A 20,848-nucleotide genomic window follows, 5' to 3' on the forward strand; every position below is an offset into this window, starting at 1 on the left:
ATACACCGGTTGTCGGGCCTGATCCCGTTGACGCCGGGGGTGGTCCACCATCCTTCCCGGCGGGAGCGGCACAGCGGCCGCGCTAAAGCTTGTCGATGTGCGCGGCCATGCGCTCGCGCATCGCGCGATCCGGCAATTCGCCGCGCGCCGCGCCCAGGTTGTCGATGGCGTTGGAGGCGCGGCTGGTGGCAGGGGTGGCGCAGGTGATGGCGGGATGGGCGATCACGAACTTCAGGAAGAATTGCGCCCACGACCGTATGCCGATCTCGGCCGCCCAGGGCGGCACGTCGTGGCCGCGCACCTTGTCCCACAGCCGCGTGCGGCCGAACGGCGCGTAGGCCAGCACCGCGATGCCGCGGTCGGCTGCCAGCGGCAGGACGCGTTCTTCCATCACGCGGTTGTCGATGGCGTAGTCCACGCCGATGAAGTCCAGCGGTTCGTGCCGCATGGCCTGCTCCAGCATGTCGTACTGCCGGGGAAAGGTGGTGGTGACGCCGGCATAGCGGATGCGCTTGTGGTCGCGCAATTCCTTGAGCAGGCCGAATTGCGTCGCGACGTCGCCCATGTTGTGGACCTGGATCAGGTCGATCACCGGCTTGCCGACCCGCTGGAACGAGGCCTCGACCTGCGCCCGTGCCTGCTCCAGGTCGGCCCGTCCGCCCCGGGCCACGTTCAGCTTGGTGGCCCAGAACAGCTTGCCGGCCATGTCGTTCTCGCGCACGATCTGCCCGGCCACTTCTTCCGAGGCGCCGTAGGCCGGGGCGGTGTCGAACACCGTGCCGCCCTGCTCGATCATGGCGGCGAAGACCTCGCGCAGCCGCTGTTTCTCGTCGCCCGCCGCGGTGCTCGAAAAGGTGGCCGAGCTGCCCAGGCCGACCACGGGCAGCCGTTCGCCGGAGCGGGGGATGGGCCGGGTGATGACCGGCGCGGAGGCATCGGCCCCCCAGGACCACGCGGGCGCGGCGGTGGCGGCCAGCGCGAGTTTCAGCGATGCGCGGCGAGTAATCATGGTTCGGTCCTTTTCTGCAAGACGGGAAAGACGGTGGAAGCCGCCGGCTCCGTGCCCGGAGTGGCCGACGCCATGCGCTGCTGGGCGCGGCCCAGCCACAACGCCAGGCCGATCCAGGCGAAGGCCAGCGGCACGGCCACGCCGGCGATCGCGTACAACCCCATCGCCAGCCGGCCCAGCGCGCCTTCGAACTGCGCGCCGGCCACGTCGCCGAAGCGATAGACGAAGGTGTCGATGAAGGCCTTGGCCTTGTACTTGTCCTCGCGGTCGAGCACGGTGAACAGCGTTTCGCGGGCGGGCCGCATGATGGCCCGCTGCACCGCGCGGAACGCGGCCTCGAAGGCGATCAACGCGGCCAGCGACCCGACCAGGGCCAGGCCGACGAAGCCCAGCGCGGTGGTCAGCGGCAGCAGGGCCAGCGTCACGGCCACGCCCAGCCGCTTCATCAGGTGTCCGGCCAGGACGAGCTGGATCGCCAGCGTGGCGGTCTGGGTCAGCATGTCGATGCGCGCGAACAGCGCGGTGCGTCCGTCCAGTTCGTGTCCCAGCGCGGCCACCATCTGCAGCCGCGTGAAATACAGGAAGGTCGCCATCACCGCCAGGATGACCACGTAGGCCGCGATGCCGGCCAGGTAGCGCGACCGCGCCAGGGCCTTGATGCCCTCCCAGGCGCCGCCGCCGATGCGCTCCGCGTCATGGGCTTTCCGCCCGGCGGGGGCCGCGGCGGACGGCTGGCGCACGATGCCCCAGCCCAGCGCCAGCGCCAGCAGCAGGAAGCCCGCGGACACCAGCAGCAGGCCCGCCGTCCCCACGGCACGCACCAGCACCGACGCCAGCCATGGCCCGAAGATCGCGCCCAGCGTACCGCCCACCGAGATCAGGCCGAAGAAGCGCTTGCCCTGCTCCAGCGTGAAGCGGTCGGCCATCAGTGCCCAGAACACCATGGTCGAGAACAGGTTGAACACGCTGAACCAGACGTAGAACACCTGCCCGCTGGCCGTGCCCACGGCGGCCGGCGCCCAGGCCAGCAGCAGGTAGAAGCCGGCCAGGCTGGCGGCGAAGAACAGATAAGTCGCGCCGATGAACTGCATGCGCCGGAACCGGCTGACCAGCAGGCCGAACACCGGATTGACCAGCAGCGTGACGACGGCCGTGCCCACGAACAGCCAGCGCACGGCATCCAGGCCGCCGCGCATGCCCAGGGCTTCGCGGGCGGGGCGCAGCATCATCAGCGCGGTCAGCACGCAGAAGAAGAAGCCCACGGCCAGCGAAACGTGAAGGATCTCGCCGCGGCGGACGTTGAACAGACTCGGAAGGTCGAGCTTCATGAGCGGTTCCGGTTCGTGGGGGCCGGCCCGCGCGCCGGCCCGGACAGCATATCGGTTTTCGGCCCATCAGGACCAGGAAGGCCGCCCGGATGGTGAACGATCATTGAAAGTGGGTAGTTACTGTCAGTAATCGCGCGATATCATTGCGGGGTTTGCCGGATGTCCGGCGGCATCTCGAAGAACAAGGAACCCCATGCGCCTCGCCTCCCGTCCCTATTCGATCTTCCTGCTCGCCCTGTTCGCGCTGCTGTTGTCGGCCTGCTCCGGCGGCAAGCCCGAGTCCGCCATCGAGGATTTCTATCGCGCGGCGGCCAAGGGCGACGTGGAAACGGCCACCGAGCAGATCTCCTTCGCCCAGGTGCCCGCCGCGCAGATGGTGCAGGCCAAGGGCAAGGTCCAGATGATCGTGGGCGAAATGCAGAACCGCATCAAGGCCAACGACGGCCTGGACAAGATCGAGATGGACCAGGTCACCGTCGACGAGGCGGGCAAGACCGCGCAGGTGCGGGCCCGCATCAAATACAAGAACGGCAAGGACCAGACCCAGGTCCACAAGCTGGTCAACGAAGACGGAACCTGGAAGATCCTGCTCAAGTGACGTCCGCCCGCGCCGCGCTGCGCCGGTCGGGCGGCGCGTTGCTGCTGGCGCTGCTGGGCGCGGCGGCGCACGCGGCGGACGCGCTGGCGCCCGGCGCCCGGGAGGGGGATCTGATCTTTCGCGAAGGCACCGAGGCGGTCAGCGCCGCCGTCATGGCGGTCGACCGTGGCGCCTACAGCCACGTCGGCATGCTGGTGGGCCAGCCGGGAAGCTGGCGGGTCGTGCACGCCACGCCCTCCGAAGTGCGCGGCCGGCCCGACGGCGTCGTGGTCGATACCCTGGCGTTTTTCACCGACGCGCGGCGGTCCAGGCGGCATGCGGTCTACCACGTCCAGGCCGGCGACGACGCGCGCCGGCGCGCCGTCGGCCTGGCGTTGTCCATGCGTGGACGTCCGTTCCGCATCGCCGATCCGGCGGGGACCTATTGCACCGAGCTCGTCTGGAAGGCCTGGCGCGATGCCGGGCTGGACCTGGAGGTACGGTTCACTCCGCTGGCGCTGCCCCTGATGCCGGGACGCTATCTGTTGCCGAGCGATCTGCTGGCGTCGCCCCGGCTGCGGCCGCTGGCGCAGGACGTGCTCTTGCCGGCAGGAAGCTAGGCCTGCTGCTGCGTCAGCTGCTCGAACAGGTCGAACAACCGGGGATCGCTCTTGCGCCCCCGTTCCTCGCGCATGATCCGCATGATGTCCCCGTGCGTGCGCGGCCGCTGGTAGGGCCGCGTCGAGGCCATCGCGTCATAGCTGTCGGCCAGGTTCACGATGCGCGACAGCAGCGGGATCTGCTCTCCATGCAGGCCGTCGGGATAGCCCGCGCCGTCGAACCATTCGTGGTGATGGCGGATGGCCGTGGCGACCACGCCCGCATCGCCGCAGCGAACGGCGGCGAAGATGCGCTCGCCGCGCTCGGAATGAGTCATCATCAGCTCGCGCTCTTCGGCATCCAGGCGGCCCGGCTTGAGCAGGACCGCGTCGGGAATGCCGATCTTGCCTATGTCGTGGAAGCGCGCGGCCGCGGCCAATAGTCCGAGTTCGTTCGCGGGCAGGCCGCAGGCGCTGCCCAGCATCCAGGCAAGTCGGCCCACGCGGCCGCAATGCTCGTGGGTTTCAGCACAGCGTTCGCCGAGCGCGATGAAAAGGGGATCGAGGGTGGGCTGTTCGGGGATGATGTCGGACATCGGTCGATTGCGGGACAAAATCATGCGAATTCTACCGCGCGGCGCCCGGACCCATCGTGGTACCCTGGCGCCCGGCGGACGACGGAAGCCCACCGCAGGCCTTCCGCCAGGCCGTCGTCCTCGCGCCTGATGCGCGGGGCCCAGCATGGGTGTCTGACGATATGGCTTCCCCTCCACTGGTCGATTCCAGGGCGTCCTGGATCATCGCTACCGCCGCCCTCTGCTGCCTGGGCATGACCTTCGGCGCTCCGCTCATCTCCACGGTCGGGCTCAAGGCCATCGCCGGCGAAATGGGAGGCGCCCGATCCGTGCCCGCGCTGGGAGGCTCGCTGGCCTGGCTCGGCTCCGCCGTGGGCGGCGTGATGATGGGCCGGCTCGCGCATCGCTTCGGCGTGCGCTGGACCGTGATGGCCGGTTCCGTGTCGGTCTGCCTGGGGCTGTTCATCTCCACATTGGGCGAACCCTGGCTGCTGTACATCGGCCACGGCGTCTTCATCGGATTCCTCGGCATGGGCGGCCTGAACGCGCCGCTGTACGTCTACGTCAGCCAATGGTTCGAACGCCGGCGCGGCTCCGCGCTGGCCCTGCTCTCCAGCGGAAGCTACATCGCCGGCGTCGTCTGGCCCCTGGTGTTCGAACACACCATCGCCACCTGGGGCTGGCGCGCGACCATGATGGGATACGGCCTGCTCGAGGCCGGCATCGTCCTGATGCTGGCATCGCGCTTCCTGCGGCCCGTCGCCGACACCGCCGTCCGCGCGGCGGATCGCCAGGGCGGCGAACGGTCCACCGTATTCGGGCTGCGTCCCAACATCGCCTTCGCCATGCTGGCGGGCGCGGCCTTCCTCTGCTGCATTCCCATGGCCATGCCGCAAAGCCATCTCGTCGCGCTGTGCTCCGACCGCGGCCTGCCGGCGGCCGTGGGCGCCGCGATGCTCTCGGTCCTGCTGGCCGCGGCCTTCATCAGCCGGCAGGCGTGGGGGCTCGTCGCCGACCGCATCGGCGGGTTGCGCACGGCGCTGATCAGCTCCGTGATGCAGGCCACCGCCGTTTCCGGCTACCTGTACGTGACCGAACAGTTCGGCCTTTTCACCGTCTCCATCGCGTTCGGGCTGGGTTTCAGCGCGCTGATCCCGGCCTATGTGCTGGCCGTGCGCGAGGCCTTTCCCGCGAAGGAAGCCTATTGGCGCGTACCGTCGTTGATGCTGATGAGCGGATGCGGCATGGCGGTGGGCGGGTGGCTGGCGGGCTACATGTACGACCGGTATGCGTCGTACGATCCGGCGTTCTTCACGGGCGTGCTGTCCAATGTGGCGAATCTGGCGCTGCTGGGGACGCTCGTCGTGTTGCAGTTCCGCTGGATGCGGCGGGCGGTGGCGAAGGCCGCGGCGCCGTCCGGCTTGGGTTAGGCTGAAGGCGGTGTCCCGCGAGGCCGGCCAGCCGCGGCGTTTTGCAGGAACCGGTCCAGCGCATTGCCGAACGCCCGCCGGTCCGCCTGGCTGAACGCCGCCGGCCCGCCGGTCGCCACGCCGCTGGACCGCAGTTCCTCCAGCATGTCCCGCATGGCCAGGCGCTCGCCTATGGTCGCCTCGGTATAGCGCTCGCCGCGCGGGTTCAGGACCGCCGCGCCCTTTTTCAGCACCTCGGCCGCCAGCGGAATGTCGCCCGTGATCACGAGGTCCCCCTCTGCCGCCTGTTCGGCGATGTAGGCATCGGCCACGTCGAAGCCGCGCGGCACCTGGACCGCGTTCACCCAGCGCGACGGCGGCGTGCGCAGCATCTGGTTGGCGACCAGCGTGACCTGGACGGCGCAGCGGTCGGCGGCGCGGAACAGGATGTCCTTGACGACGGCGGGGCAGGCGTCGGCGTCTACCCAGATGCGGAGGGGATTCATGATGGCGTTGGTGTCGAGGTGATTCAGGATGATCGCATTTTCTGCAGAACGGGTGTAAATGGGTGTGGTAATGGGATAGAAACCAATAATTGGGTGTAAATGGGTGTAGGATTGGATGCCATGATTCGTACCGACACCCTCCAGATCACCCCGGAGATACTTCGCCTGATCGCCGGCATCGATGAGTTCAAGGGAGCTTGGCGCGCCCTGGGCACGCTCGCGCCGGACCGATTGTCGGCGCTGCGACGGGTCGCGACCATCGAAAGCATCGGTTCCTCGACCCGGATCGAGGGCAGCAAGCTGTCCGACCGCGAAGTCGAACGCCTGCTCTCTAACCTGCAGATCAAGTCGTTCGAGACCCGCGATGAGCAGGAAGTGGCAGGCTATGCCGAGGTCATGGAGCTGGTGTTCTCGTCCTGGCAGGACATCACACTGACAGAGAATCACATCCGGCAGTTGCACCGCGACCTGCTGGCCTACAGCGACAAGGACGCCTGGCATCGCGGCAACTACAAGACAACCACCAACAGCGTGGCCGCGTTCGACGAACAAGGCAAACCGTTGGGAGTGGTGTTCGAAACCGCCACGCCTTTCGACACACCGCGCCTGGCGGCCGAGCTGGTCGCCTGGTTCAACGAGGAGCTCGGCGCCGGCCGCCTGCATCCCCTGCTAATCATCGGTATCTGGGTGGTCGTGTTCCTGGAAATCCATCCCTTCCAGGACGGCAACGGCCGCTTGAGCCGGGTGCTGACCACTCTGCTGCTGTTGCGGGCCGGCTATGCCTACGTGCCCTACAGCTCGCTCGAAAGCGTCATCGAGCAGAACAAGGAGACCTATTACCTCGCGCTGCGCCAGACCCAGGGCAGCATCCGCACCGACAATCCCGACTGGCATCCCTGGCTGGCGTTCTTCCTGCGCGCGCTATCGCAGCAGGTACGCCGGCTGGAACGCAAGGTCGAGCGCGAGAAACTGGTGCTGGCCAGGCTGCCGGATCTGGCGTTGCAGATCGTCGAATTCGTGCGTGAGCACGGTCGCATCACCATGGCCGAGGCGATCCGCCTGACCAGCGGCAATCGCAACACGCTGAAGCAGCACTTCAGGACCCTGGTGGAGCAGGGCCATCTGATGCAGCATGGTGCTGGTCGCGGAACCTGGTATGAGCTGCGTTGAGCCGCGGCGCTCACTTCCCGATGCAGAAGCGGCATTTATCCCGCATGTCGTTGATTTTCAAGGCAGTCATGGCGGTTACGAAACGCGCTTGGACCTATTCTTGGACCCAAATACCAAGCGTGTCCCTTGGTGGCGGCGGATGGCCCTCCCTGGACGCTCCCCGCGCTCTCGTCGCCGGTGCAGCGCGCCAGCAAGCGGTCTGATCAAGGACGGCGAACATGGCCATCGGCGTTCAGCAACGTCCAATGACCGTAGCGAAGGCTCATTTTCCCACCTCCTGACTCGAACACCAAGGATGTTGCGCCCTGCTTCAGCCCGAAAAAACGGGAGGCGCGCAGTTCGGATTGATGGCTGCGGCAGCGGCGATGCCGGGGTGAGATGACGGCTCCTTTGGCCAGTTGGCCGATACCGATAGGAGCCTCGCCATGTCACACCCAACCTCAGACATCATCACCCCCAAAGCCCTGTTGCTCGACGAGCGGTTGACGCCACTGGAGCGTAACGCCTGGCTGACTTTTCGCTCGCTGGCCGGCAGCGACGGCACCGTGGTCCTCAGCTACGACGCGCTGCGCGGATACCTGCCCAGCGCGCCGGGCAGCAAGCGGGCTGCCCTCGAAACCGTGTCCAGGGCCGTGCTGTGCCTGCGGCTGTCCACCTGGATCGCCTTGGTCGAGTACCGCCGCAATCCCATGACCGGCTTCTCGATGGCCAGCCGCTATGCGGTGCGGAATCAGCCGCTCGCGTTCGACGACGCCTGCCTGGAAGACGAAGACTACCTGCCGCTGCTGGAACGGGCGCTCGGCCACGCCAGCGCGACGATCCGCCAACTGGCGCAGTCCATTCTCGACGAGGCCATGCGCCATCCAGACAGGTTGGGAAAGCTGCCCGCAACAATGCAAGAGCAGATCAGGCGCTTGCAACACCGGGGCGATGACCATGATCCGGGCAGTCCTGGTGGTTCAACTCCGCGCGATGCCCTTGTGCCCGAAGCCAGCGGCGACATTCCGAAACCCGTTCCGGCATCTGCCGCAACAGTACGTACTGTAGAAAAAGAAGTATTAAAAGAAGTACGTACGTACCGCTCACCACCCGAAGTGCAGGGATCGGGGCCGGATGTGCCAGCCCGCTTCCGGCAACTGCCACAGGATCAGCAACGAGTTCTCACCGCGCGTCTCAGGGGCTTGCCTCCGGAGCAACGCCTGGCGGTGCTGGCCGAGTGGGACGCGCGCTGCGAATCCGGTGGTGTGCACAACGCTATCGCCTACCTCTACGGGTTGATCAAGAAGGCCGTGGAAGGCGTGTTCAAGCTCTGGGCGGCGCGCAAATCCGCCCCGCAGCAGACACCCGTGCAGGCCGTCAGCGACAGCCAGCATGACTCGCCGCCGGCTCTTTCTCCATCGTCCAGCAGCCAAGCCGCAAAGCCTGCATCGCGAGAGGTGGCGCAACGGCATCTGGATCAGATCAGGCGCATGTTGAAGACCCCATCGCTGCCCATCGGGCAGATTATCGGGTGCATGGCTGACAGCGGAATGCTGCCAACAGCCCCGGGAAACACGCCTGCTGCTGCAAAGCTGGGGCCGCTGGGTTCGGCGTGAGACAGATAGGGCCGTCACTGCTCGCCGCAGTGACGGCCCGGCGAACTGCAGCAGGAATGCGGGTTGGCACAGCATCGCATTGATGGCTGCGCACATGACGATGCCCCGGCACACTGGCCCAGCAACGACCTGCCGGTGGTTATGAACACCGGAACCCTGGCGCAGGTTCCTGCAAGCGCTGACCCGGCTCGCCGGGCGGAACCATCCCAGGCACACCCAGGCTCGCTTGGTGTGCCGCCCTACCCATGGGCAGAGCCATATCCTCATCCTCGGCGTGGTTCGTCTCGCCATCGTCGCAACACACGTCCACCGTTCCAGGCACTCGTTGCTGGTCGCCCGTCCTCGCGCGGCCTGCCGACACCTTTTCTACCACCGCACCACAGGAGGTACTCATCCCAGCACACCGCGTTGTCGTCCCTTGCCATTCCTCCGCCCGGCCTTCCCACAGGAAGCAAGGCGGACGCCTCATTCGAGGCCACAGGTGAACTGAGCACCTGGCCCTTGCCCTTCGGGGATCTCGCCTTGGCGAGTTGGCACAAACACTGACCCTTGTATCTCAGCCCCCAAGCCGATGGAGGCCCACGCCAATGGACGACCTGACCTATACCCTGCGCCAGCTTTGCCTGCGCAACCGCGACGGCAGCCATGCCACCCAGGCTGACCGGCAGCGATCACTGAGTCTGGTCGCCCGCCAACTGCGTGAGGCGGGCTTCCGCCAGATGCGGGCCACCTCGCTCAAGGGCAAGCATGTCGAAGCCCTGTTGCAGCGCTGGCAAGCCGAAGGCCTGTCGGCTGGCACGCTCAAGAACCGCATGGCGCACCTGCGCTGGTGGGCCGAGAAGGTCGGCAAGGCAGGCATCCTGCCAGTGGACAACACCAGGCTGGGCATCCCTGACCGCCGCTATGTGACCAACGAGAGCAAGGCCAAGGAACTGGACAACCGGCTGGACAAAATCACCGATTCCTACGTCCGTATGAGCCTGCGCTTGCAAGCGGCCTTTGGCCTGCGACGGGAAGAGTCCATCAAGTTCCAACCTCGCTATGCCGACCGTGGCGACTGCATTGCCATCAAAGGGTCATGGGCCAAAGGCGGGCGCGACCGGATAGTGCCGATCACGACACAGGAACAGCGAACGGTGCTGGACGAGGCCCATCGGCTGGCGGGGTCAGGCTCGTTGATTCCCGAGAACAAGACCTATATCCAGCAGCGGCATGTTTACGACGGGCAGTGCAAGGCAGCGGGGTTGAGCAACATGCACGGACTGCGGCATCGGTACGCGCAGATGCGGTATGAGGCGCTGACCGGGTGGAAGGCGCCGGCGGCGGGTGGGCCAGCGGCAATTCAGCTGAGCCCGGTAGAGCGCCATCACGACAAACATGTGCGTCTCATGATTAGCCAAGAGCTGGGGCATGGCCGGCTGGCAATTGCAGCTGCCTATCTCGGATGAAACCATGGTAAATCCCGCAAAAACGGGTCAAATCCGGTATAGTAGACTTCTTATACAAACCGCTATGAATCATTGCCATGACCGACCGTTGGCTGAGCGTCGAAGAAATTACCGAACATCTGGGGGTCAGCAAGGACACCGTCTACGCCTGGATCGCCAAGCGCAACATGCCCGCTCATAAAGTGGGGAGGCTCTGGAAATTCCAGAAAGCGGAAGTCGACGCCTGGGTCAAGGCCGGCGGAGCCAGCGACAGTGACGATGTCCGGCAGGAGCGCGACGATGGCTGAGCGCTACCGCCTATCTTTCACCACAGGCGGCCTTTTTTTGCTCGAAGCACCGGTGGTCGCCGAACACTACCTGACCACACGAAACTGGGAGCAAACACGTTCGCATGTGCGCAACGGGAACCTGCTGCAGGTCCGGACAGCTGCCGCGTCCACCCGTATCAGCAAAGAGTTGATCGCGCGCCTTGAGTTGCTTGACCTTGAAGAGTTGGAAGTCCTGATCGACTCCAACTTGCGGGATCGCGCCTATCTGCTCTGGGTTACCGCCTGCCGCCGCTACACCTTCGTCCGCGACTTTGCCAGGGAAGTGCTGCGCGAGAATTTCCTCGTTCTGCGGCGGCAATTGAGCACGACCGACTATGAGGCTTTCGTCAGCGCCAAAGCGCTTTGGCATGACGAACTGGACGGATTGGCACTGTCCACCCAACGCAAGCTTCGGCAGAACCTGTTCCGCATGTTGCGTGAGGCTGAACTGGTCACCGATCAGTTGCTGATCCAACCGGCTGTACTGACCCCGCAGCTCGCTCGGCTACTGGCTCGACGGGGTGTCGATGAGCTTCTGGTGTTCCCCGCAAGCGACCATGAGATCAAGAGGTGGTTGCAATGAACCAGAAGATCAGCCAGCAGTCCCTGGCAAAACGTTTCGACCATCTGCGGGAGGTCATCGCCAGCCCTCGATTCCTGCAGATGAGGGGGTTGAACAACGACCTGCCCTTTTACATCTGCGAGTTCAGGGCATCGGAAGCCTTCGAGATCCAGCGCATGCGCCGACAGTTGGTCAACACCTTGGTCGGCCTGCAAGTGGAATGCATGCAGGGCCGGGGCGTCAAGGTGCTGGAGATCAACCTCTACGACCTGACCATCGACATGCTCAAGGCGCGCGAAGGCAGCAGCGAGGGGGGCAGTCTATGGGCGGAGATCCTTGCCGTGGAGCCGGAGGTTGAGAAGGAAGCCTTGAAGGAACTGCTGCAGAACGTCCTGGACATCAAGGGGCATCTGATCCCGGAGATCGGCAAACGACTGGCGCAAAGCGACTACGACGTGTTGTTCCTCAGCGGGGTCGGTGAAGTGTTCCCCTATATCCGCTCGCACAACGTCCTGAACAACCTCCAGAGCACGGCAAAGGACAAGCCTACGGTGATGTTCTTTCCAGGCGAATACCGTCACTCCCTGGAACAAGGGGCATCCCTGGAGTTGTTCGGGCTGCTGCACGATGACAAGTACTACCGCGCATTCAATATTTTCGAAATCCAGGCTTGAGGAAGCACCCGATGGAACTCAAAGGCATTTTCAAGAGCCCGGTCAGTCGCCCGATCGAAGGGGTCATCAAGGCTGACGATGAGGCCAGCCTGTACACCGAGCTCAGCGAGTACGTCCTGACCGACGAAGTCGCCAAGCGGCTTGAGCATTTCCTTGATGCCTATACCGACTATCAAGTCGCCAACGGCGTGTGGGTATCCGGCTTCTTCGGCTCGGGCAAGTCGCATCTGTTGAAGATGCTGGCACTGCTGCTGGAGAACCGTGAAGTCAATGGCAGTACCGCGCTGGATCTCTTTCTGCTCAAGATCCATCAGGACGACGAACTGCTGCGCGCCAAGTTGAAACAGGCCGTTGCCATCCCGTCCAAGAGCATTTTGTTCAACATTGATCAGAAGGCCGACATCATCAGCAAGACCCAGGTCGATGCGCTGCTGTCGGTGTTCGTCAAGGTCTTCAATGAAACCCGCGGCTACTACGGCAAGCAGGGCTACATCGCGCAATTCGAACGCGACTTGGACGAACGTGACCAGTTCCAAGCATTCAAGGCGGCCTACCAAGCCCTGGCCAGCAAACCGTGGGAGCGGGGCCGGGAACAGGCCCTGCTCGAGTCCGGCAACATCGCCAAAGCCTACGCCGAAGTCACGGGTGAAGACGCCGCACATGCCAAGGGCATTCTGGACAAGTACCGCACCCAGTACAGCGTCTCCATCGAGGATTTCGGCAACCAGGTCAAGGCCTGGCTGGACCAGCAACCGGCCAACTTCCGCCTGAACTTCTTCGTCGACGAAGTCGGGCAGTACATCGCCGACAACACCAAGCTCATGACCAACCTGCAAACGGTGGCCGAGAGCCTGGCCACCAAGTGCCAGGGTCGGGCCTGGATCATCGTCACCGCCCAGGAAGACATGAGTGACGTGCTCGGCGACATGAGCAAGCAGCAGAGCAACGATTTCTCCAAGATCCAGGCCCGCTTCGCCAACCGGCTCAAGCTCACCAGCGCCGACGTGGCGGAGGTGATCCAGAAGCGTCTGCTGACCAAGAACGATGACGGTCGTCAGTTGCTGCGGGGCGTGTATGCGCAGCAGGCCAACAACTTCAAGACCCTGTTCGAGTTTGCCGATGGTGGTCAGCGCTATCAGAACTTCCGCGACGAAGAACACTTCATCTACGCCTACCCCTTCATCCCCTATCAGTTCCCGCTGTTCCAGGCCGCCATTCGCGGGCTGTCCCTGCACAATGGCTTCGAAGGCAAGGCCAACTCGGTTGGCGAGCGCTCCATGCTCGGGGTGTTTCGCGATGTCGCCATGGCGATCGAGAACGAATCGGTCGGGCAGTTGGCCACCTTCGATCGCATGTTCGAGGGCATCCGCAGTGCGCTGAAGGGCGGCGTCCAAAGCGCCATAAACGTTGCCGAACGCAACCTCAACGACGGGTACGCCGTGCGCGTGCTCAAGACGTTGTTCCTGGTCAAGTACGTCAAGGAGTTCAAGGCCACGCTGCGCAACCTTGGCGTGCTCATGCTGGAGCGCTTTGGCGAGGACATTCCTGCCCAGCACAAGAAACTCGAAGCCGCCCTCAATCTATTGGAACAGCAGACCTACATCCAGCGCAACGGCGATGTCTATGAATACCTGACCGACGAAGAAAAGGACGTCGAAGAGGAGATCAAGAACACCGACATCGAGAACGCCGACCTGTCCAAGGAGCTGGAAAAGCTGCTGTTCGATGGCGTCGTCAAGCAGCGCAAGATCCGTTACAGCAACGGGCAGGACTATCCCTATACCCGCAAGCTCGACGATCGCGTTCTCAGCCGCGAGCATGAATTGGCCATCCATGTCATCACGCCGCTGACTGATGGCTTTGACGATTCCGAAGGATTCCTCACGCAGCAACGCATGCAAAGCATGGGGCGCGACGAGCTGCGGGTGGTCATGCCGGCCGATGTGCGCTTCATGCAAGACCTGGCCATGCACAAGCGCACCGAGAAGTACATCCGCCAGAACAGCAACACCCAGCAAGAAGCCGTCAAGCGCATTCTCGATGCCAAGGGTTTCCAGAATACCGAGCGCCTGAACGATCTACAGGTTCGCGCGCGTGCACTTCTGGGCAAGGCCAGGCTCATCATCAACGCTGCGGACGTGGACATTGGCGGCGAGGATGGCCAGACCCGCGTGCTCAAGGGCTTCGAGCAACTGGTCCAGACTGCCTACCCCAACCTGCGCATGCTGCGCGACGACATAGCATTCGCGGAAGCCGACATCGGCAAGCACCTACGCATGGCCAAGGACGGCTTGCTGGCCAACGACGCTACCAGCCTCACCGAGCCTGAGCAGGAGTTGCTGGCCTTCATCCAGAGCAACGCCCGCGGAGGGGTGCGCACGACGGTCAAGAGTTTGATCGAACGTTTCGAGCGCAAGAACTACGGCTGGCACCACGCCGCCATCCTTTGCAACCTAGCGCTGCTGTGCGCACGAGGCAAGGTTGAGGTCCGCCAGGACAGCAATCCGCTTGAGGGCGATGCGCTGGAGCGCGGGTTGCTCAATACCCATGCCCATGCCTCCCTGGTGCTGGAGCCGCAGATCGAATTCAGCGCCTCGCAGGTGCGCACGCTCAAGGAATTCTTCGCCGAGTTCTTCGACAAGCCCGCCGCCAGCAACGAGGCCCGGGCGCTTGCCCACGAAGCCGTCAACGCGTTGAAAGACCTGGAAGTCGAATTGAGCGCCCTGCACGGACAAAAGGCGCAATACCCTTTCCTGGGCGCATTGGCGCCGGTGCTGACCACGTTGAAGGACTTGGCCAGCAAAAACCCGAGCTGGTTCCTCACGGATCTGGCCCGGGCTGAAGACGCCCTGCTGGACACCAAGGAGAACACCATCGACCCGCTGCGGCGCTTCATGCGCGGCCCGCAGAAGGCCATCTTTGACCAGGCAAGCCAATTGGTTGCCGAACAGGAAGACAACTTCGCCTACGTAGGCACGGTCGAAGTCGATGCGGTACGCGGTTTGCTTGATGACAAAAGCCCCTGGCAAGGCAACCGGCTGCAACAGCTCAAGCCACAACTGGATTCCCTGCAGCAAACCATCGACCAGCAGCTTGCCCAAGAGAAAGCGCAAGCCAGCGAGTGCCTCCTGGAGCTGGAACAGCGCCTGCAAGACGCAACGGAATTCGGCCTGCTGAACCCGACGGATCGCGAACGGCTCGCCAAACCCTTCGGCGAGGTCCGGCAGAGCATCCAGGCCCACAAGCGCATCGCCATGATCCGCGATCAGTTGCGCCGGTTCGAAGACGAGGACTACCCGCGGCTTCTGTTGCAACTGGAACAACTGGCCCGGCCTGCACCGCTCGATCCTGCGCCAGAACCCGCACCGACCAGCCCCGGCAGGGCAACTCCCCCGCCCGTACAAGTGCCCGAACCCAAGCTGGTATCGGCCCGCACCATCAAGGTCAGCTATCCCAAGCCGTGGCTGGCATCCGAGGCCGAACTGGACGACTACCTGCGCAAGCAGAGGGAAGCCTGGCTGAAGGAGATTCAGGCCGGCAACCGGGTGCAGATCTGAGGCTTTTCATGGACACCAGCAAACTCAAGAAATTCGCCCAGTTCGCACGCCGCAGCTTGCGCGAGCAAGTCAGCGCCAAGCTGGCCCAGGTGCTTTCACCGAGTAGTGCCGCTCGGCGCGAAAACCCGCAAGCCGTTAAGAAGCTGGAAGAAACCATTGCGCGAAGCGGTGGCCAGGGTCCAGTCATCGAGCGCGTGGCCTACACCTGGTTCAACCGCTTCTGCGCCCTGCGTTTCATGGACGTGAACCGCTACACGCGCATTGGCGTGGTGTCGCCAGCCGAGGGACAGTTCCAGCCAGAGATCCTGCTCGAAGCCAAGATGGGCCACCTCGACGAAGAAGTAGTCCCGCCCCAGACGCGCCAGAAAGTCGCGGATCTGCTGGCTGGCAAGTCACCCAGCCATGACGGCCAGGGCGAGGCTTATCGCCTGCTGGTGGTCGCCGCCTGCAATGCCTGGCATCAGGCCATGCCCTTCCTGTTCCAGCGCATCGACGATTACACCGAGCTGCTGATGCCCGACGACCTGCTCTCGGGCAACGCCATCCTGGCCTACACCCGCGAGGCCATGACGCCTGATGCCTGCAAAAGCGTGGAAGTCATCGGCTGGCTGTACCAGTTCTACATCTCGGAAAAGAAGGATGCCGTCTTCGAAGGGCTGAAGAAGAACCAGAAGATCACCCCGGAAAACATCCCGGCGGCCACCCAGCTCTTCACGCCGCACTGGATCGTGCGCTATCTGGTGGACAACTCGCTGGGCCGCCTGTGGCTACTCAACCGCCCTGCATCAAAGCTGGCCGAGCAAATGGCGTACTACATCCCACCGGAAAAGCCCGAAACCGATTTCCTCAAGATCAACGGCCCGCAGGACATCAAGGTCTGCGACCCGGCCTGCGGCTCCGGCCACATGCTCACCTACGCTTTCGACCTGCTCTACGCCATGTACGAAGAGGACGGTGTCGACCCGGCGCAGATCCCTGAGCTGATCCTCACCCACAACCTGTATGGCATCGAGCTGGACGAACGCGCGGGCGAACTGGCCGCTTTCGCGCTCAGCATGAAGGCACGCGCCCGCCAGCGGCGCTTTTTCAACAAGCGCATCAAGCCCAACATCTGCGTGCTGGAAAAGGTCAGCTTCGAGCGTGACGAGCTGGACGAGTACATGAGCGCCACAGGCCGCGACCTATTCACCCACGAACTGCGCGAAACCCTGCAACAGTTCAGCGAAGCCGACAATTTCGGCTCGCTGATCCGGCCCCAGTTGGCCAGCGCGGCCGATGCGCTGGTCACGCTGGAAACCAAGGACATGGGCGGCAACCTGTTCCTGGCCGAAACCCACCGCAAGGTGCTGACCGTACTGCGCATGGCCGAATACCTGAGCCCGCGCTATCACGTGGTCGTTGCCAACCCGCCGTACATGGGCGGCAAGGGCATGAATGGGCGGTTGAGCGCGTGGGCCAAGGAGAACTATCCCAGCAGCAAGTCCGACCTGTTTGCGATGTTCATCGAGCGCAACCTGGACATGGCATTGCCGGGGGGCGCAGTGGCGATGATCACCATGCAAAGCTGGATGTTCCTGTCGTCGTTCGAAGCTTTGCGCAGCCGCATCCTCAACCAGAACACCATTCTTTCCATGGCACACCTGGGGGCGCGGGCCTTCGACAGCATTGGTGGCGAAGTCGTGTCCACCACGGCCTTTGTGCTGGAGAACGCACACAAGCCGGACTATCGGGGCGCGTATCTGCGACTGGTGGATGGCAACTCGGAAGCGGAGAAGATGGAAATGCTGACCAAGGCTATCGAACAAGGAAGGACGAAATGATCAGCAAGCTGCACCTCAAAAATTTCATCGCCTTCACCGATCTGAGCATTGACTTCTCGCCAGGCATCAACATCGTCATTGGCGAAAACGGCACCGGTAAAACCCAACTGCTCAAGGCCATTCTGGCGCTAAGTGGGCAGGAAGCCCGTGGGGAAGCTGCTGACAAGCAACTCGCCCGCAAGCTGTGTCGCCTCTACCACCCGCTCAGCGGGCAGGTAGGCGGGCTGCGCCGCGCCGGCACAAGAGGGAAGTCAGTACTCAAAGGCACCTTTGAATCAGGGCAAGTGATCACAGCCAAGTTCTATGGCAAGGACACCGCAGCCAAGGTCACCGCTACCAGCGGTGATGCGCCGGCGCCCGCCATCTTCATTCCGACCAAAGAGGTGTTGTCGCTGGTGCGCGGCCTTACGGCTGAGCAGCCAGACCTGCCCACCATCGAACGCATCTTTGACGACGGCTATCTGGATCTGGCCAACCAGTTGGCCAAAGAAGGCACATCCGACCTGGACGCTAAAGTTCAACTCGATCCACGCTTTGCCAGCATCGTGCCTCGCCTGACCAATCTGATTGACGGGCAATACCTGCTGGAAAACGGCCGCTTCGTCTTCGAGGCTGGCCGCTACGTGGAGAAGGATGCTGCCACGCGCAGCAAAGCCCAGCACGCGCAGATGTACCAGGACAGCACCGAATGGAGATTCGTACCCAGCAGCAAGCAGCACCTATCCAGCGGCATGACGGCCGAGGGCTTCCGAAAAATTGGCGTGCTTCAGCGCCTCCTCAGCAATGGCAGTCTTAACCCGGGCACCACTGGTCCACTGCTGTGGGATGAGCCCGAATCCAACCTCAATCCCAAGCTGATGAAGGATCTGGTGCAGGTGCTATTGGAACTGGCCCGTAATGGACAGCAGATCATCCTTGCCACCCATGACTACGTCTTGCTCAAGTGGTTTGACCTGTTGATGGACAAGGGCAAGGGAGATCAGGTTGCCTTCCATCGCCTGTATCGCGATTCCGGCAATGATGATGTTCAGCGAGAAAGTCAGTCGGACTACGCCATTGTTGCTCGAAGCGCTATCAGCAGCGCTTTCGCAGAGCTATACGACGAAGACGTTAAGCGCGCACTGGGGAACGATTAATGCTGACCTACCGTGCCGAGGAAACTGCTGAACTTCTGTTTAGTTTCCCTGATGAATTGATTTGGAGCGAGCTGGATAAACAGGGCGTCAAGCTACCCGTGCGAATGAAGTTCGTTGATTTGGTGATTGAGCGTGATCAGGACATCCTGCTGGTTGAGATTAAGGATCCATCCCACTCGAAAAGCCAAGACAAAGACCGAAATGCATACTTGAAACGCCTGTCTGACAACTCCGTTCTAACGCAAGAGCTGACGCCTAAGGCACGTGACTCTTACCTCTACCTGCACCTGATGGAACGAGACAACAAGCCGTTCAAATACGTAGTCCTGCTTGGCCTGGATGCGTTTGACCCGGATCGCCAGAAAGCACTCATGTTCGGCTTCAAGGACCGCCTGCTGACTGACATCCGGGAGGAATCGTTCGAGGCATGGAAGCGCAAGCATATTGCTGACTGCGTAGTGCTGTCAGTTGAATCATGGAATCAGCAGTTTCCAGAGTGGCAGGTGCGACGCGAAGCGCCTGACGAAGCAGTTGCAGAGGCCATCCAATGATTGCCATTCACCTTAATCATCGTCAAATCAGCGACAGCCGCATCCGCACCCCGTTCAAGGACAGTTGGAAGCGTGATGTGCTGCGGGTCAAGGGCGGTGTTGCCGACTATTGCGTGATCGGCGAAATCGACGTGCAGGCCCAGCGCCAGTTCCAGAGCAGCTACCACTCGCCGAGAAAACCGTTCAAGCCGGTTCCGGATGGGTTCGAGATTGATTTTGGCCGCAAGGTGTTGCCGGCGGGAGAAGCAGAATGAGTCAGATTGCCAGAAATAAGAAAGACCAAGGCATGGAGCAGTTTTTTTTCCGAGCTTCCACAGGCGATTTCAAGAAAATCCCGGGGGATCCGATTGCGTACTGGACGAGTGACACGTTGCGCTCAATCTTCCAGGCGGGTGAAAGTATTGAAGAAATTGCTCCAGTGCGGCAAGGATTCCAGACTGGGGATAACGACAGATTTCTAAGATATTGGCATGAAGTCAGCATTAATAGCGTCGGATTTGGATTCTCAAGCCAGAATGATTTTAACGAATCAAATTCCAAGTATGCCCCATATAACAAAGGCGGGGAATTTAGGAAATGGTACGGAAACAATGATTACGTAGTTTTATTCAATAAGGGTAGCTATGAATTACTCAGCCAGCTCGGAAACAAGCTACCGTCTAGAAATTTATACTTTAAAGACTCCATCACTTGGTCGGCCCTTTCTTCAGGTAATTTTGGAGCTCGATATAATGGAGTCGGCTATACATTTAGCGCGAAAGGAGCCTGCGCATTTCCGAAGGGAAGTTATGAAAGGGATCTCGTTATTTCAATTTTTAATTCGTTAGTTTGCACGAAAGTTTTGGAATTCTTCAGCCCTACACTTGACTTCAATGTTGGGGCTTTAAGGCAGATCCCTCTGCCAGTGAATATTGATACAAAGACACGGCAGGACTTGAGTAGTTCATGTAAATCCAACATTGCAATTGGTCGCGTGGACTGGGATTCCCACGAAACCTCCTGGGACTTCGCCTCGCCGCCACTACTTCGCGCCGAACACCGCCAACCAACACTCAAGGCCAGCTACCAGAAGCTCCGCACCCACTGGCGCGAAATGGCGCTGGAAATGCAGCGCCTGGAGGAAGAAAACAACCGCGTCTTCATAGACGCCTACGGCCTGCAAGATGAACTGACGCCCGAAGTTCCGTTGAAGGAAATCACCCTCACCTGCAACCCGCACTACCGCTATGGCGGCGACAAGAGCGAAGAGGAGTTGGAAGCCCTGCTGCTGGCCGACTCCATGCGCGAGCTGGTGAGCTATGCCGTGGGCTGCATGTTCGGCCGCTACAGCCTGGACAAGCCGGGGCTGATCCTGGCCAACCAGGGCGACACGCTGGCTGATTACCTGGCCCAAGTGCCGCAGCCACGCTTTCCCGCCGATGAGGACAACGTGATCCCGCTGCTGGATGGCGACTGGTTCGCAGACGACATCACGCTGCGCCTGCGCCAGTTCCTGCGCGTGGCGTTTGGCGATGCGCATTACGAGGACAACCTGGCGTTCATCGAGCAGGCGCTCAACGTCAAGGGCAAGCGCAACTACGGCCTGCGCGATTACCTGCTGGGCGAGTTCTATGCCGACCATGTGAAGCGCTACAAGAAGCGTCCCATCTACTGGCTGTTCTCCAGCCCGAAGGGCAACTTCAATGCGCTGATCTATATGCACCGCTACCGCCCGGACACGGTGAGCGTGGTGCTGCGTTACCTGCGCGACTACCGCGAGAAGCTCACTACCGAGAAGGAGCGCCAAGCCGCCATCAGCATCAACCCGGCCAGCAGCCAGGGCGAAAAGACCCGTGCCTTGAAGGAGACCGAACGCCTGGGCAAGGTGCTGGCCGAACTGGAAGACTACGAGCGCAACGTCCTCTACCCATTGGCCACCCAGCAGGTGCAGATCGACCTGGACGACGGGGTGAAGGTGAACTACCTCAAGTTCGAGGGTGCGCTGAAGAAGATTCCGGGCCTGGCCGCGAAGGACGAGGACTGAC

General features: G+C 62.4%; 19 protein-coding genes. 15 read left to right on the plus strand and 4 right to left on the minus strand.

Going from position 1 to position 20,848, the window contains the following annotated elements; all coding sequences use genetic code 11:
• Positions 1–82: 82 nt before the first annotated feature.
• The gene (locus ABD104_RS14405) at positions 83–1,009 is read right to left on the minus strand and encodes an aldo/keto reductase (protein ID WP_279817101.1); all 927 of its coding nucleotides are present in this window, start codon (positions 1,007–1,009) and stop codon (positions 83–85) included.
• Entirely contained in the window at positions 1,006–2,337 is a 1,332-nt protein-coding gene (locus tag ABD104_RS14410) for an NTP/NDP exchange transporter (protein WP_279817104.1), read from the minus strand. The genes ABD104_RS14405 and ABD104_RS14410 overlap by 4 nt, the downstream gene beginning before the upstream one ends.
• 193 nt (positions 2,338–2,530) lie before the next feature.
• Between ABD104_RS14410 and ABD104_RS14415 the strand changes: the two genes are divergently transcribed.
• Positions 2,531–2,935, plus strand: coding sequence for an Rv0361 family membrane protein (locus tag ABD104_RS14415; RefSeq protein WP_087839053.1), 405 nt, complete (start codon positions 2,531–2,533; stop codon positions 2,933–2,935).
• Positions 2,932–3,534, plus strand: coding sequence for a YiiX/YebB-like N1pC/P60 family cysteine hydrolase (locus tag ABD104_RS14420; protein WP_176400744.1), 603 nt, complete (start codon positions 2,932–2,934; stop codon positions 3,532–3,534). The genes ABD104_RS14415 and ABD104_RS14420 overlap by 4 nt, the downstream gene beginning before the upstream one ends.
• On the opposite strand, the gene ABD104_RS14425 is transcribed toward ABD104_RS14420, so the two are convergent.
• Complete coding sequence (locus ABD104_RS14425; RefSeq protein WP_279817109.1) at positions 3,531–4,109, minus strand: HD-GYP domain-containing protein; 579 nt, start codon at positions 4,107–4,109, stop codon at positions 3,531–3,533. The genes ABD104_RS14420 and ABD104_RS14425 overlap by 4 nt on opposite strands.
• Before the next feature lie 161 nt (positions 4,110–4,270).
• On the opposite strand from ABD104_RS14425, the gene ABD104_RS14430 reads away from it, so the two are divergent.
• The gene (locus tag ABD104_RS14430; protein ID WP_087839051.1) at positions 4,271–5,518 is read left to right on the plus strand and encodes an MFS transporter; all 1,248 of its coding nucleotides are present in this window, start codon (positions 4,271–4,273) and stop codon (positions 5,516–5,518) included.
• On the opposite strand, the gene ABD104_RS14435 is transcribed toward ABD104_RS14430, so the two are convergent.
• On the minus strand, positions 5,515–6,003 hold the full coding sequence (locus ABD104_RS14435; protein WP_343927701.1) for a YaiI/YqxD family protein: 489 nt from the start codon (positions 6,001–6,003) through the stop codon (positions 5,515–5,517). The genes ABD104_RS14430 and ABD104_RS14435 overlap by 4 nt on opposite strands.
• Positions 6,004–6,123: 120 nt before the next feature.
• Between ABD104_RS14435 and ABD104_RS14440 the strand changes: the two genes are divergently transcribed.
• The 12 genes from ABD104_RS14440 to pglX (ABD104_RS14495) all read left to right on the plus strand — a co-directional run bounded on the left by ABD104_RS14440 (position 6,124) and on the right by pglX (ABD104_RS14495) (position 20,847).
• Positions 6,124–7,173, plus strand: coding sequence for a Fic family protein (locus ABD104_RS14440; RefSeq protein WP_087839049.1), 1,050 nt, complete (start codon positions 6,124–6,126; stop codon positions 7,171–7,173).
• Positions 7,174–7,598: 425 nt separating this feature from the next.
• Complete coding sequence (locus ABD104_RS14445; RefSeq protein ID WP_343927702.1) at positions 7,599–8,768, plus strand: STY4528 family pathogenicity island replication protein; 1,170 nt, start codon at positions 7,599–7,601, stop codon at positions 8,766–8,768.
• A gap of 587 nt (positions 8,769–9,355) precedes the next feature.
• Positions 9,356–10,216, plus strand: a complete 861-nt coding sequence (locus ABD104_RS14450) for a phage integrase N-terminal domain-containing protein (RefSeq protein WP_343927703.1) — start codon at positions 9,356–9,358, stop codon at positions 10,214–10,216.
• Positions 10,217–10,293: 77 nt separating this feature from the next.
• Positions 10,294–10,503 carry a methylation-associated defense system helix-turn-helix domain-containing protein MAD1 gene (gene mads1 / locus ABD104_RS14455; RefSeq protein ID WP_343927704.1) on the plus strand — a complete coding sequence of 70 codons (210 nt, stop codon included), beginning with the start codon at positions 10,294–10,296 and terminating at the stop codon, positions 10,501–10,503.
• The gene (locus ABD104_RS14460; protein ID WP_285318556.1) at positions 10,496–11,107 is read left to right on the plus strand and encodes a DUF1819 family protein; all 612 of its coding nucleotides are present in this window, start codon (positions 10,496–10,498) and stop codon (positions 11,105–11,107) included. Before mads1 ends, ABD104_RS14460 begins: the two co-directional genes overlap by 8 nt.
• Positions 11,104–11,760 carry a DUF1788 domain-containing protein gene (locus tag ABD104_RS14465; RefSeq protein ID WP_343927705.1) on the plus strand — a complete coding sequence of 219 codons (657 nt, stop codon included), beginning with the start codon at positions 11,104–11,106 and terminating at the stop codon, positions 11,758–11,760. The genes ABD104_RS14460 and ABD104_RS14465 overlap by 4 nt, the downstream gene beginning before the upstream one ends.
• 11 nt (positions 11,761–11,771) lie before the next feature.
• Complete coding sequence (gene brxC, locus ABD104_RS14470; protein WP_343927706.1) at positions 11,772–15,317, plus strand: BREX system P-loop protein BrxC; 3,546 nt, start codon at positions 11,772–11,774, stop codon at positions 15,315–15,317.
• An 8-nt stretch (positions 15,318–15,325) separates the two neighbouring features.
• Positions 15,326–17,137 (plus strand): BREX-1 system adenine-specific DNA-methyltransferase PglX, encoded by a 1,812-nt coding sequence (gene pglX / locus ABD104_RS14475; protein WP_343927707.1) that lies wholly within the window; start codon positions 15,326–15,328, stop codon positions 17,135–17,137.
• The gene (locus ABD104_RS14480) at positions 17,134–18,273 is read left to right on the plus strand and encodes an AAA family ATPase (RefSeq protein WP_343927708.1); all 1,140 of its coding nucleotides are present in this window, start codon (positions 17,134–17,136) and stop codon (positions 18,271–18,273) included. Before pglX (ABD104_RS14475) ends, ABD104_RS14480 begins: the two co-directional genes overlap by 4 nt.
• Positions 18,273–18,824, plus strand: a complete 552-nt coding sequence (locus ABD104_RS14485) for a hypothetical protein (RefSeq protein WP_343927709.1) — start codon at positions 18,273–18,275, stop codon at positions 18,822–18,824. Before ABD104_RS14480 ends, ABD104_RS14485 begins: the two co-directional genes overlap by 1 nt.
• Entirely contained in the window at positions 18,821–19,078 is a 258-nt protein-coding gene (locus ABD104_RS14490) for a hypothetical protein (RefSeq protein WP_343927710.1), read from the plus strand. Before ABD104_RS14485 ends, ABD104_RS14490 begins: the two co-directional genes overlap by 4 nt.
• The gene (gene pglX, locus ABD104_RS14495) at positions 19,075–20,847 is read left to right on the plus strand and encodes a BREX-1 system adenine-specific DNA-methyltransferase PglX (protein ID WP_343927711.1); all 1,773 of its coding nucleotides are present in this window, start codon (positions 19,075–19,077) and stop codon (positions 20,845–20,847) included. The genes ABD104_RS14490 and pglX (ABD104_RS14495) overlap by 4 nt, the downstream gene beginning before the upstream one ends.
• The last annotated feature ends 1 nt before the right edge of the window (position 20,848 follow it).

Origin of the sequence: Pigmentiphaga daeguensis (genome assembly GCF_039523035.1) — a bacterium.
Lineage (GTDB): Bacteria > Pseudomonadota > Gammaproteobacteria > Burkholderiales > Burkholderiaceae_B > Pigmentiphaga > Pigmentiphaga daeguensis.

What these genes read in the sequence shown, in the direction of transcription:
- ABD104_RS14405 (WP_279817101.1), bottom strand. Translation starts at nt 1,009, where the DNA reads ATGATTACTCGCCGCGCATCGCTGAAACTCGCGCTGGCCGCCACCGCC.
- ABD104_RS14410 (WP_279817104.1), bottom strand. Translation starts at nt 2,337, where the DNA reads ATGAAGCTCGACCTTCCGAGTCTGTTCAACGTCCGCCGCGGCGAGATC.
- ABD104_RS14415 (WP_087839053.1), top strand. Translation starts at nt 2,531, where the DNA reads ATGCGCCTCGCCTCCCGTCCCTATTCGATCTTCCTGCTCGCCCTGTTC.
- ABD104_RS14425 (WP_279817109.1), bottom strand. Translation starts at nt 4,109, where the DNA reads ATGTCCGACATCATCCCCGAACAGCCCACCCTCGATCCCCTTTTCATC.
- ABD104_RS14430 (WP_087839051.1), top strand. Translation starts at nt 4,271, where the DNA reads ATGGCTTCCCCTCCACTGGTCGATTCCAGGGCGTCCTGGATCATCGCT.
- ABD104_RS14435 (WP_343927701.1), bottom strand. Translation starts at nt 6,003, where the DNA reads ATGAATCCCCTCCGCATCTGGGTAGACGCCGACGCCTGCCCCGCCGTC.
- ABD104_RS14440 (WP_087839049.1), top strand. Translation starts at nt 6,124, where the DNA reads ATGATTCGTACCGACACCCTCCAGATCACCCCGGAGATACTTCGCCTG.
- ABD104_RS14445 (WP_343927702.1), top strand. Translation starts at nt 7,599, where the DNA reads ATGTCACACCCAACCTCAGACATCATCACCCCCAAAGCCCTGTTGCTC.
- ABD104_RS14450 (WP_343927703.1), top strand. Translation starts at nt 9,356, where the DNA reads ATGGACGACCTGACCTATACCCTGCGCCAGCTTTGCCTGCGCAACCGC.
- mads1 (WP_343927704.1), top strand. Translation starts at nt 10,294, where the DNA reads ATGACCGACCGTTGGCTGAGCGTCGAAGAAATTACCGAACATCTGGGG.
- ABD104_RS14460 (WP_285318556.1), top strand. Translation starts at nt 10,496, where the DNA reads ATGGCTGAGCGCTACCGCCTATCTTTCACCACAGGCGGCCTTTTTTTG.
- ABD104_RS14465 (WP_343927705.1), top strand. Translation starts at nt 11,104, where the DNA reads ATGAACCAGAAGATCAGCCAGCAGTCCCTGGCAAAACGTTTCGACCAT.
- brxC (WP_343927706.1), top strand. Translation starts at nt 11,772, where the DNA reads ATGGAACTCAAAGGCATTTTCAAGAGCCCGGTCAGTCGCCCGATCGAA.
- pglX (WP_343927707.1), top strand. Translation starts at nt 15,326, where the DNA reads ATGGACACCAGCAAACTCAAGAAATTCGCCCAGTTCGCACGCCGCAGC.
- ABD104_RS14480 (WP_343927708.1), top strand. Translation starts at nt 17,134, where the DNA reads ATGATCAGCAAGCTGCACCTCAAAAATTTCATCGCCTTCACCGATCTG.
- ABD104_RS14485 (WP_343927709.1), top strand. Translation starts at nt 18,273, where the DNA reads ATGCTGACCTACCGTGCCGAGGAAACTGCTGAACTTCTGTTTAGTTTC.
- ABD104_RS14490 (WP_343927710.1), top strand. Translation starts at nt 18,821, where the DNA reads ATGATTGCCATTCACCTTAATCATCGTCAAATCAGCGACAGCCGCATC.
- pglX (WP_343927711.1), top strand. Translation starts at nt 19,075, where the DNA reads ATGAGTCAGATTGCCAGAAATAAGAAAGACCAAGGCATGGAGCAGTTT.